6 protein-coding genes are annotated in these 12,226 nt (G+C 40.0%); 3 read left to right on the forward strand and 3 right to left on the reverse strand.

The genetic code is table 11. From position 1 onward, the window contains the following. Nucleotides 1–180 precede the first annotated feature (180 nt). Both pbp4b and A7968_RS06635 read left to right on the forward strand, forming a co-directional pair. Nucleotides 181–2,628: a penicillin binding protein PBP4B gene (gene pbp4b, locus A7968_RS06630; protein WP_064665773.1), complete on the forward strand. Its 2,448-nt coding sequence runs from the start codon at nucleotides 181–183 to the stop codon at nucleotides 2,626–2,628. A gap of 147 nt (nucleotides 2,629–2,775) precedes the next feature. Then, nucleotides 2,776–4,152 (forward strand): Na+/H+ antiporter NhaC family protein, encoded by a 1,377-nt coding sequence (locus A7968_RS06635; protein WP_064665774.1) that lies wholly within the window; start codon nucleotides 2,776–2,778, stop codon nucleotides 4,150–4,152. A gap of 52 nt (nucleotides 4,153–4,204) precedes the next feature. Here A7968_RS06635 and A7968_RS06640 read toward each other — a convergent pair whose 3' ends face one another. Continuing rightward, the gene (locus A7968_RS06640; protein WP_064665775.1) at nucleotides 4,205–4,696 is read right to left on the reverse strand and encodes a carboxymuconolactone decarboxylase family protein; all 492 of its coding nucleotides are present in this window, start codon (nucleotides 4,694–4,696) and stop codon (nucleotides 4,205–4,207) included. Nucleotides 4,697–5,099: 403 nt separating this feature from the next. Here A7968_RS06640 and A7968_RS06645 point away from each other — a divergent pair, with 403 nt between their 5' ends. Beyond that, on the forward strand, nucleotides 5,100–6,689 hold the full coding sequence (locus tag A7968_RS06645) for an RICIN domain-containing protein (protein WP_227008892.1): 1,590 nt from the start codon (nucleotides 5,100–5,102) through the stop codon (nucleotides 6,687–6,689). 71 nt (nucleotides 6,690–6,760) lie between these two features. Here A7968_RS06645 and A7968_RS06650 read toward each other — a convergent pair whose 3' ends face one another. Continuing rightward, the gene (locus tag A7968_RS06650) at nucleotides 6,761–7,906 is read right to left on the reverse strand and encodes a PQQ-dependent sugar dehydrogenase (RefSeq protein WP_064665777.1); all 1,146 of its coding nucleotides are present in this window, start codon (nucleotides 7,904–7,906) and stop codon (nucleotides 6,761–6,763) included. A 1,191-nt stretch (nucleotides 7,907–9,097) separates the two neighbouring features. After that, nucleotides 9,098–11,548 carry a P-loop NTPase fold protein gene (locus A7968_RS06660; RefSeq protein WP_064665779.1) on the reverse strand — a complete coding sequence of 817 codons (2,451 nt, stop codon included), beginning with the start codon at nucleotides 11,546–11,548 and terminating at the stop codon, nucleotides 9,098–9,100. Nucleotides 11,549–12,226: the final 678 nt, after the last annotated feature.

Genomic DNA, 12,226 nt, shown 5'->3' on the forward strand with positions numbered 1-12,226 from the left:
CCTTTATCGTAAATAAATTATTTACAAACCATTTCACTATGATAATGTTTAAACTACATTTTGTTGCGCATACTAAAATGGCAACACTACGACTATATTTATCTGCTTAATGTAATGCACTTATCACTTTAGTGATCCTCTTGTTGGTGTTTACGCTAAGCAATCTGTAATGAGAAGGTTATGACACTTTTATCTTGGCTTAAAAAACTTAGTTTAGCTGCAACAACAGTACTATTAGTTAGTTGTGCTTCGACCCCATATGAATTTACCCAATCTGAAAATTATAGTCACCGTGTTAAATTCTTAGTGATGCATTACACCGCTATTGATTATGAAAAATCAATGCGAGTGCTGGTTGAAAAGGGGGGCTTGAGCGCTCATTACTTATTACCTGAATCGAATGATGCCAGCTATCCAGAAGAGCAATTAAAAGTCATACAGCTGGTTGATGAACACGACAGAGCGTGGCATGCAGGACGAAGCTACTGGCAAGGCCGAGAAGATTTAAACGATCAATCAATTGGTATTGAAATAGTCAATGTACCAACATGCCATTACCCTGAAGTAAAACCCGATGTGCACATGGAAAATGACAGCAGCAAATTGTGTATTTTCCCTGATTATGACGCTAAACAAATAGCGTTACTGATAGAGCTAAGTAAAGGCATTTTAGAGCGGAATCCTGATATTGGTCCTACACAAGTTGTTGGCCACTCAGATATAGCGCCGTCGCGTAAAAACGATCCAGGCCCGCGCTTTCCATGGTATCAATTATATCAAGCTGGTATTGGCGCGTGGTATGACAGTGACACCGTTGATAAATACTGGCAGCAGTTTAGCTTAGTAAAACCGTCAGTTGGTTTAATACAAAAAGCGTTACGTGGCTATGGTTATGATGTGCAAGCGACTAATCAACTTGACCCACAAACGCTTGATACGTTGAGTGCTTTCCAAATGCACTTTTTACCTTGGCATGTAAGCGGAAATGCAGATGCGCGCAGTGCGGCGGTATTGTTTGCTTTGATGGAAAAGTACTTTCCTAAAAAAGCCGCAAAGTTAATGCAGCAATACCAACAACAGCAAACTGCACCTGAGGCAAAGGTAAAACCGTTGGCGAACGCGCAGGTTGTGCTTGAACTACCTAACCCAAATCCAAGCTCTCGGACCTTAGTGAATGATCGCGGTACGTTTAAAGCTTACAAAGGCCGAGGCGAAATTATTATTGAAAATAGCACGGCAAGCAGCGCAGATATCTTCATTAATGGTGAAAAAATAAATATTGCTCAACCACTTATTGCTAATAAACGGTACGAATATAGTTTATCTAAACGCACCCACAATGGCACAAATACTTTTAAAGTAGAAAATGTGCAACCGCAAGGGGCAAGCTTAACGATTCGTTTCCCGTATCCTACTTTAGCCACTAAGTCAGTTGCCTCGAATACATTTAAACAGGTTGATAAGCTAATTAACCAAGAAATCGCTGAAGGTTTCCCTGGTGCCGTACTGGCGGTAATAAAAGACGGTCAATTGCTCAAATTAAGTCACTATGGTGATGCAAAAAAATACCACGCAGATGGCTCATTATTAGCGCATCCGCAGCAGATGAAAAGCGATACACTATTTGATATTGCCTCTAATTCAAAAATGTTTGCCACTAACTTAGCGCTAATGAAATTAGCCAGTGAAGGTAAAGTTGATGTGGAAAAACCACTATTTTATTACTTACCTGAATTTAGAGGGGCAGGGCGTGAGCAGCGATTAGTGAAAGATTTATTGACCCACAGCGCGGGCTATCCAGCGGTGGTGGATTTTCATCGCAAAGATAATAAATTTGGCGAGCGTTTCTTCTCACAAAATAGTCTACGTACTAAAAACCTACTACTGACAGGCGTACCGTTTGTTGCTGGCCGTAACGTTAAACATTTATATTCAGATATTGACTACATGCTGCTCGGAGTATTAGTTGAGCGATTAGCTGGGCAATCATTAGATAGTTACGTTGAAGGGCAAATTTACCAGCCACTGGGTTTAACCCATACACTGTATAATCCGTTGCAAAAAGGCTTTACTAAAAATCAAATTGCCGCCACAGAGCTGCAAGGTAACACCCGCGGTGGACGAATTAATTTTGATAACGTACGCACTGATGTTTTACAAGGCCAAGTACACGACGAAAAAGCGTTTTATGCTTTAGGTGGGGTGGCAGGGCATGCTGGGCTATTTAGTACCGGGCAAGACTTAAGTGTGCTGGCACAATTGTTATTAAATCGCGGTGGTTATGGCGATAAGCAACTATTTACACCCCAAGTGCTTGAACAATTTATTGCACCACAAGCAAGTGATGAAAGCTATGGCTTAGGGTGGCGTCGTGCCGGTCACGGTGCCTTACAATGGCATTTTGGTCCTTATGCCAGCCCGCAAGCATATGGTCATACTGGTTGGACTGGCACCGTCACAGTGATTGATCCCGCCTATGATTTAGCCATTGTTTTACTAACCAATACGCGCCACACACCTATAGAAGGCAGTGAAAAGCACTATGAGTTTGTAGGTAAAAAATTCGAGACTGGTAAATATGGCTCAATTGTTTCTCTGATTTATGAAGCAATACTAAATAAGCATTGATCTGAAAAGGCAGTGCTCAGAGGGGCGCTGATCGATTTAAGTTGTGTTTATTACTGAACTGATTAAGCTAACGGGTTTGTTCTAACCTTCGTATTGAAGGTAAAATAATTATAACAGCGGCGCAGTCGCTACTAAAAAGGTTATTGTATGTCTTGGTATTCAATTTTACCGCCGTTGATAGCGATTCTTATCGTATTTTGGCGTAAAGAAGTAATTATGGCGCTACTTGTCGCGGTTGCTTCTTCTGAGTTTTTGTTAGCACTGCAAGGTGATGGCAACACGCTGTTTAATACGTTTATAAATACCATTGAACGCGTAGTGAGTGTTGCAAGCTCTCCGGGAAATAGCCGTATCCTTATTTTTAGTATCTTGATTGGTGCATTGCTTGCCTACATTCGTGAATCTGGCGGTGTTGCAGCGACTGTTAATATGTTGATGAACAAAGGCGTAGCAAAAAGTAAACGCCAAGTGGGCTACTTAACCATGTTCTCTGGCATTGCGGTATTTATTGAATCTAACTTAAGTGTATTGACTGCGGGGATTTTATCCCGTGGTTTATTCGATAAGTTTAAAATGAGCCGAGCACGCTTAGCTTATATTATCGATAGTACCAGTGCGCCAGTATGTATCTTAATTTTACTTAACGGTTGGGGCGCGTACGTACTTGGCTTATTAGGTAACTATGAAATGTCTGAATCGGCAGTGTCGGTGTTATGGGGCAGTATCGGTTACAACTTCTACGCCATCATCACTTTACTGATTGTGTTTTATACCATCTCATTTGATAAAGTCCACGGCCCGCTTAAAAAAGCCGAAGAGCAGTTAGAGCATCAAAAAACCGAGTTACAAGAAGAAGTAAAAGGCACTAAAGCGCGTTATATGCTGGTTCCGTTACTTACTTTAATTGGTAGCATGGTTGGCTTTATGTATTGGTCGGGCGATGGTGATATCGCCAGCGGCAGTGGCTCTAAATCAGTATTGTACGCCACTATTTTAGCCTGTGTTGTCGCCTACTTTTTAATGGTAACCTCACGTGAATTTACTCACCATAAATTGGTCGATATCGGCTTTAAAGGCATGGGTGAGCTTTTACCATTAGTGGCGATTGTATTACTTTCATTAACGCTTGGTGCCAGCTTAAAAGACTTAGGCACAGGTGTATTTGTGGCAGGCTTAGTGGGTGATTACTTACCTATTTACTTAGTCGTACCAGTGTTGTTTGTAACCGGCGCGGTGATCTCATTCACCACAGGCACCTCATGGGGCACATTTGCAATACTAATCCCAATTGGTGTGCCGCTTATACAAGCGCTGGGTTTACCACCATCATTAGTGATTGCAGCTATCTTAGGTGGCGGCGTATTTGGCGATCATTGCTCGCCAATATCAGATACCAGTGCAGTATCAGCCATTGCCTCAGGCTGTGACTTACTCACTCACGTTAAAACGCAAATGCCGTATGCATTATTCGCAGGTGGCTTAACCTTCGTAGCTTACCTAGTTACGAGCATTATTGTTTTGTAGAGAGTTAGCGAGAGAAAAGTTAGCGAGAAAGCCTGCAAATTAGCAGGCTTTTTTATTGCTGAATTAACTTTTTATATTTGGCTGGGGTTATTTGTAAAATAGCATTGAACTCGACTGTAGGTTTAAACATTTTGACTATACGATTCCAACTATTTATAGCATTAATAGCTACGGTAAGAGTCACTAAACTTTGTTGATCAAATAATTTTGCCAAAGTCAGGTAAAAATCATCATCAATGTGTTGTGACAAGGTCAACTTCTCGCAAAGCGCTAATGCAGCGCGCTCTTTGTCGTTATATAAAGGAGTATCTTGCCAAGCATTGAGGGCAATAATACGGTTTATGCTCTCACCATATTCCAGCGCTTGTTTGCTATGCATTGCCAAACAATACGCACATTGATTTAATTGAGACGCTCTTAGTTTTAGCAGTTCCCAAATGGTCAGTCCAAAGCTAGCTTCGACCTTTTGTTTGATCAGCGACTCTTGATTAATTAAGTACGCCATTAACTCAGGCTCAACTTTATAGTAATTTGCTCTTTGCATAATCGTTCCTAATAGATAAATAACTGCTACCTAGTTTAGTGACGAATAAATAAAAAGAATTGTAAAAAAGCGACTTTGTGATTTGTTTTTAGTGTAGTCGTACTGCGCTATTTTTTTTGTCATACTATTACACAATATAAAAGCGATATAAGTCGCTGATATATTAATTCACCCTGAAATTAGCGAATATCAATACTAATTTAGTTCTTAAGCTATAAAAAAGCTCACATCGAAATCACTCCGGTTTACTTTAATTTAACAATTAACTTTATTTGTAGTATAAATGATCCTAATATGAGTTCACAAACGATAATTATTAACTGTTTGTACCTAAGTGCAGGATTTGCATTTTACACAACACCATTCAAGGAATGGCATAAATTGGAGCAAAAGAATGAGCGTTATGACAACATTAATACAACGGCACAAGAGTCTATTGTTACTGCTGTTATCTACCTGTAGCTTTGCTACATTGGCAGAAAACTGTACAACTATGCCCAGCTCAGGCGGGGTTTACTCTGTAATTAACCGTGGCTCTGGCTTGGCATTAGATGTAAATACGTCTGATACTAGTGGCGCACCGGATGTAATTAGCTATCAATATTGGGGTGGTACAAACCAGAAGTTTGCTTTCACTAAAGGTAGTGATGGTTATTGGACAATTCGTGCACAGCATAATAACCAAGTACTTGATGTACTCAACTCGTCGCAGTCTAACGGCGCAAACATTGTAGTGTATGACGACTGGCAAGGTGACAATCAACGTTGGCAGTTGAAGGCGTCTTCATCAGGTGGTTTTAACATTGTAAATAAACTTACGCAAAAGTCATTAACTGTGGCTGGTTCGCAAAACGGCGCGAATGTTTATCAAAATGATGATGTGGGTGGCAGTTCACAGCGCTGGTATATCAACCCTGTTTCAGGTAGTTGTGGTAGCAGCAGTGGTGGTGGTCAAACAGCATCTGGTTTAATTGGTTTTGCAGCACAACCAGGCAGTGATGGCCTTGCAACCACCACCGGTGGCGGTAATGTATCGCCAACAGTTGTCACTAGCTGTAGTGCGTTAACAGCCGCATTAAATTCAACATCAACGGCAGTAATTCAAGTGCCTAACAATACAACGATTAACTGCCATACGGCCAATCGTACTGTTGCAGCGTGCCCGCTTGATTGTGGTACATGGGGCGATTACGGTAAAACCTGGTATCGCTTACCGGTTGGCAACCAAAGTTGTAGTGAATTAGGCAGCAGCTCAAACAACACGGTTAACGTTACACGTAATGATTCTCGCCTTCGTGTTCGCTCAAATAAAACCCTTGAGGGGTTAGGGCCAAACTCAAAAATTATCGGCGCGAGCTTAGTGATCAGCAATGATCGCAATATCATCATTCGTAATATTTTACTTGAAGACATTAACCCCGCGTTAGTTGAAGCTGGTGATGCTATTTCTGTTGATGACAGTAGCCATATTTGGATTGATCACATGGCATTTAATAAAATCAGTGATGGCTATATTGATATTGGTAACAGTCAAAATGTCACCTTAAGCTGGAACCGTTTTTATGGCTATAACCCACAAGTGTGCGCTAACCAACATTGGTATACGCATTTATTCCAAAACTCACAAGTGACAGCACATCACAATTTTTGGGACACTGCAGCAGGTCGTAACCCTAAAATAGATGGTTATAATTCACGCGTGCATATGTTTAATAACTATTGGAAAAACATTACTTACTTCGCAATTAGTGCAGGTAATGGTGCTGAAGTACTGGTAGAAAATAACTACTTTGAAAACAGTGCAAAACCACATTGGAACCAAGGCTCAGGTTACTTTAGTGCCTCAGGTAATGTGTATACAGGTGTGTCAGCAACCGATCAGTATCGCGATAGCGGTGCAAATATCTTTAATGATATCCAGTTATACCCATACAGTTTAGACAATGCCAGTAGCTTAGGAAGTCAAGTTGATGGCGGTACCGGGCCGCAGTAATACGCCCAAATCACCTTAAAATGCAAAAAGCCCTCAATTAGAGGGCTTCATCACATTGCGTGTATTAATCGTTAGATTTTACTATTAGGCACGATGCGGTAAATTCCCATACCATCAATGCCTAGGTATAAGTCGCCATTAGGGTGGGTGGCAATACTGCGCACGCGGCCAGCACCTTCAAATAGCTTGCTGTGACCCGTTACTTTATTACCATCAAGTTCAACCAATACTAAGTGTGCAAACTTCATAGCGCCAACAAGCACATGACCTTGCCACTGCGGGTATTTGCTGCTTGTAACAAACTCCATCCCAGAAGGGGCGATAGACGGCACCCATACCCAATCGGGTTGTTGCATACCTTCGCGGCTTGTTTCATCGGTAATTTTGGTACCAATGTAATTGATGCCATGAGTTACTTCTGGCCAGCCGTAGTTAGCGCCCGCTTTAATAATATTGATTTCATCACCACCGCGAGGACCGTGTTCATGACTCCAAATGATGCCCGTTTCTGGGTGCATAGCCATGCCTTGCGGGTTTCTATGGCCGTAAGAGTAAATGCTCTTACGTGCATTTGACTGGTTTACAAATGGGTTTGATTCAGGGATTGAGCCATCGCTATTAATACGGTGAATTTTACCAGCGTCATATTCTAAGCTTTGTGGGTGAACATCACGCGCGCCGCGATCACCAATCGAAAAATATAAGTAACCGTCTTTATCAAACTCAATCCGTGAGCCGTAATGTTTGGTGGTTGTAGTGTTTGGCGCACCATCAAACAACAACTGTGTATCGGTTAGCGTCATGTCTTTTAACTTAGCACGCATGATTGAGGTATTATAACCCTCTTCATCACCTTCATAGCCTGAGTAAGAAAAGTAGATCCAGCCATTGTCTTTAAAATTAGGATCAAGCTCAATGTCTAATAAGCCGCCTTGACCCTCAGCATGCACTTTAGGCACACCTTTAATAGTTTGCTCTAGCAGTTTGCCATCACGAATAAGTCTAAGTTCGCCAGCGCGGTCAGTCACTAATAAATCTTGCTCGTTAAGCCACGCCATTCCCCAAGGAATTTGGATACCTTTGGCGATTAATTCAAGCTGATACTTATCAGCGCTTTTAGCGACAGGGATTTCTTGCTCAGTTTGCTGCGCACAGGCTTGTAAGCTGGTTAAACTAATAAGACTGATGATTAAGCTGCTACAAAAGGACTTTTTCATGGTGACTCCAATTTTTTAAACACGATGTAAATAGAGTAGCGTGTTCAAGGTTAAATTGTTATTAACTTTCATTAAAGTGCGACTACCTACGTGAAATATAAGGTAAATGACGGGGTTGTCGCGCGGATGTTGTAGCTGATTGCTTTGCCAAGAATGAAAAACGATGGCTTCGTGCGGCGGGCGACGAATTACGGAACAATCCTAGTACCTAGCCACTTTATATTGTAGGTCGCCCTTTAGGGCGAAAAAAGTGAATTTTCACCACTGAGAACACAGAGGCGCTGCGCTACACAGAGGTTAAATATTGGAAGTAGGAGCTGGCTTCAGCCTCGAATGATTTAACACCAATGTTAGGGTTAACCACCGTAGGCGCTGAGCTTGCTGGCGCGTGTGATTGTTGGGCTTTAACCCAAAAAGTTGCATCACCTTGGCTGATGGTTTTCTGCTAACTTGCTAGCTCTTGTCGGGATAAATCCGCGACCTACATTAAAAACCTTATTCAAGGTTCTTTGCCAGATTGCTGGCAGCAATCAAGGGGCGATCGGTTTTCAAATTGATTCTGCTGCAAGTAATTCATCCCTGAAGCTGGGTTCCTGTCAGCATCCATGCTTCCACTTCCTCGCGCTGCGAAACTTCGTTTCGGTCACTCGTCACCCACGGCGCCCCGAGCATCACGCTTAATCCTTCAAACCGTAATTGATGTGAACGTAAACGGCGAAGATAGGCCAACTTACACATCCTTGTACGCTCCCCAGTTCGGCCATCCATGGCCTCTCGTTCAAAGCTGCGCTTTTCACCCATGGCCTAGCTTCGCCTCATCGCGCATCCATGCGCGATATTACTCATCAATTACATATTTTCAGGGCGTGATGACGGGGGAAGGGTACTAAACGTGAGATTTGTGTTTTAGCTTGGCAGGATGCAATGCTTAATTCCGCGTATTTTAAGAGACAAAAAACTTTATTCAAGGTTTTGTCGCACTGGCGACGGCAGCCAAAGAGGGGCTGCCGCTGACCCCTCTCTGGACTCTCCCAGCGCCCCCCGAGCATCCATGCGCGATATTACTCATCAATTACTTATTTTCAGAGCGTGACGACGGGGGAAGGGTGTTAAACGTGAGATCGGAGAAAAGTTAAGATCTTATTATCTAGTTTTGATTGTCTTTTAAGGTGTAATATTATTGATTTTTAATTATTTTTTACCATAGTTTCTTTTTGCAGATGCTACAGCTTTTAGGGTATTTCTTTTTAATTCTGGCTGCATTTCCTCTAATGGATTACTTAACCAAATAGGTTCAAGTCCTCTTTTAGAAGCTTCATCTATTAAAGGTCTAAATTGGTCTTGAATAAAAATATAAAAAATTTCGCATCTTTTTGCTCTAAGTTTTATCCGAGCTACAATATCTCTTTCATCTACTATTAATTGTGATATTTCTTTCAATTTATCCCAAACTGATTTATCTGCTATGAAAGTGTCCATTAATATATTTTCTATAAATGTAAAATCAGATATTAAGTTCCTAATTATGTGTCCCCCTAATCTACTAGCAAAATAACTACTATTAATGTCCGCTTTGCCATGCGACTTTGTATGAATGAATCTTTTCTCACATAGATCTGTTAATACATCCATTGTATCAGCTTCAGAAAAGCCAATAGCTTTTAAGTTATCCCTAATTACTGGACCTTCTATAGAGCCAGAGCCATTGCTACTACTTTGTTTCACTAATGCACTTAAAACAAAAAACCTAAGTAGCTCGCCGTTAGAGCGGCCAAGCCTTGAATCTAGCGGATTGCCAATAACAGAATATTCTTCGCTGTAAACTGATTGATTGCCTAATAGTATTGAACGAAAAGCTTCTTGTTTTGGTAGGGTGTACCTTTGAGTCGTTCTAAATGTTTGTAATGCTTTAGCAGGATCAGTATATCCCCTTGCTAAAAACTCGCGAGTCATCCTTAGTGCAAGTCTGACATCATGATTTGATAGGACATCAATTCGCTCGCCAATTTCCGTTCCTAATACCGAACTTTTAACAATGTCTATAAATATTGAAAGATCATCAACTTTGAAGTCTGCCCCATTGAGTGCGGTAAAATTACCTTTTTTATTTGATAGCATTTGACCAGTTAGAAAAAAACGACGTGATAAAACTGATGGAATTTCAGGAGGTTCAATATGAATTGGATCAAAATCGAAAGCATCAAATGTTGGCGAATTTCTATGTTCTACATAAGTGGACTCTCTCATTGCTATGATCAGGTTGATATTTAATCTACCAGCAATAGCAATAGCATCAGCAAAAATCTCAGATTGTGTATCATCATCCTCAAATTGATCTATATTATCAATTACTAAAAATATAGGGCTGTTTTTCGCTGCGTAAGTAATTAGTTTATCTACATATGGCTCAATATTATTGTAATCCTCCATTATTAATTCCGTTATTTTCTTTTTAAAATCACTTTCATCATTGGAAATTAAAAACATTGGACCAGCCTTTAAAGACTCAATCTCTTGACTATAAGCATGTTTGATAGATCTATTATAATCTTTAAAAAAACTATCGTTTTTTATATATTCAAACAAAGCGTTATAAATAAAACTTATCGGGTTTTCGTTCTTTGAAAAGTTTCTAAAGTCAATATCTATCCAATGTGGGTAAGGTTTACTTTTTGTTTTTTCAAAATAAACAGAAGAAGCAACTCTTCTTGTATATTGTAAGAAGGTAGTTTTACCAGTGCCAACAGTCCCCAAAATGAGTATGGCTAATGGTCTCGCATTTGAAGATGCTGATATTAGAGAGTCAGACAAGGAAGATGATTCTCTTTTTCGCATCGGTCTTTTGGGTTGTGATGAGAATAGGGGTTCTCGTTTTTGCAAATGCATTTGAATTCTATTGTCGAATTTCTGTCTGTCAGCATTTTTTACATAGCACTTTTCAAGCAGTGCTTTATCTGAGTTTATAATTGAGTCTGAGAAAGCGCTTACAACTTCATTTTCAATCAGTGGATAAATAGGGTTTGCAGTTCTGATGCCAGATCCCCTAAAAAATTTATTTAATCTTCTTTCTTCAAATTGATCAGTGTTTCTTCCTAATAATTCTATGGCAAGGTTCCCGTCAATTACGCCATCTCTTGATAAGAGACTTTTAAAGTACTCGAGTTCTTCTCCTAAAATTCTTTCTAGTGAGTCAAATACTATCGCGGATGAAGATGAAAATGTGACTTGGTCGGTTCTAACTGCCGGAAATAATATCCATTGATTTCCATTCGTAACTACTGCAAAAGGAATCGATTTTTTCCTGCAATAATTTCTAGCTTGTTTTATTGCCTCCCCAGTTTTCCCCTCCATAATACTCCCGCTTAACTTAACTTTTTTCTGCTTTGGAATAGATTGAAAGGTAATACCAACCCTTTTTGCTTCTATTAGGATCGATGTGTCAGCAGTTCTAATTATATAATCAGCATATGTAGTTTGCCCATCTTCGGAAACCCTCTCTTCATAGGCTATATCGAGATCATCCCACTCGAGGATATCTTCAATTATACGATCAATAACTTTTTTTCGGGTCTCAGCTTCGTTAGAGTCATGGAGCTCAATAGTCATATTTCGCTTAAGAATATTACTTATTATTTCACTCATAGTTTTACACTCCCTGTATAATTAAAACGTTAAGTTAATGATTAACGAGTTGCTACCTTTTAAATTTGAAGTAAGCAAAATTGATTAGCCATCATATTATTTTTTAGAGTAGTTTTATCAATATCACATAAGCTCTCTACAAACTCAATTACATTTATGAATAAAAAGTGAATAAAATTCAGAAGCTAATGGGTTCACCCATTAGAAAGCTCCGGTTAATTGGGCAGCTGTGTTTTTTGGTTTTTTATTCAAAATACCAAATATTCTTATTTTTTAAGCCTAATTTAAATATGGCTATGCATTCAATAATGATGTCGATTGGTGTGAATATGCACCATGGCTTGGCTTAAGAATGCCATATGAATTAGGGCGGTTTAATTAAGCAACATTAATGATTGATTAAGCCCTTGGCTTTACGTCTGTCATCGTTTAGTGCTAACTTAGCTCAGTTGAACCTGCGTATTTATCGCTATTTTTACTTTGTTGCTATTCCTCCCCCTTTATTTAAAGCTACCGCTGCTTATAGTTTTTGCGCATTACCGATAAACCTACCTGGCTATTTTAATAAAAAACAACACTAGATTACCTTGGCTGAAAGTTTTTATTTCAGTTTTTGTCTTGATAAATCAGCGACCTACATTAGCAACCTTATTCAAGTTTTTTGCCAGATTACTGGCG

The sequence above is a fragment of the Pseudoalteromonas prydzensis genome (assembly GCF_001661495.1).
In the GTDB taxonomy this organism is placed as follows: Bacteria; Pseudomonadota; Gammaproteobacteria; order Enterobacterales; family Alteromonadaceae; genus Pseudoalteromonas; species Pseudoalteromonas prydzensis.

What these genes read in the sequence shown, in the direction of transcription:
- A7968_RS06640 (WP_064665775.1), bottom strand. Translation starts at nt 4,696, where the DNA reads ATGCAAAGAGCAAATTACTATAAAGTTGAGCCTGAGTTAATGGCGTAC.
- A7968_RS06650 (WP_064665777.1), bottom strand. Translation starts at nt 7,906, where the DNA reads ATGAAAAAGTCCTTTTGTAGCAGCTTAATCATCAGTCTTATTAGTTTA.
- pbp4b (WP_064665773.1), top strand. Translation starts at nt 181, where the DNA reads ATGACACTTTTATCTTGGCTTAAAAAACTTAGTTTAGCTGCAACAACA.
- A7968_RS06660 (WP_064665779.1), bottom strand. Translation starts at nt 11,548, where the DNA reads ATGAGTGAAATAATAAGTAATATTCTTAAGCGAAATATGACTATTGAG.
- A7968_RS06645 (WP_227008892.1), top strand. Translation starts at nt 5,100, where the DNA reads ATGACAACATTAATACAACGGCACAAGAGTCTATTGTTACTGCTGTTA.
- A7968_RS06635 (WP_064665774.1), top strand. Translation starts at nt 2,776, where the DNA reads ATGTCTTGGTATTCAATTTTACCGCCGTTGATAGCGATTCTTATCGTA.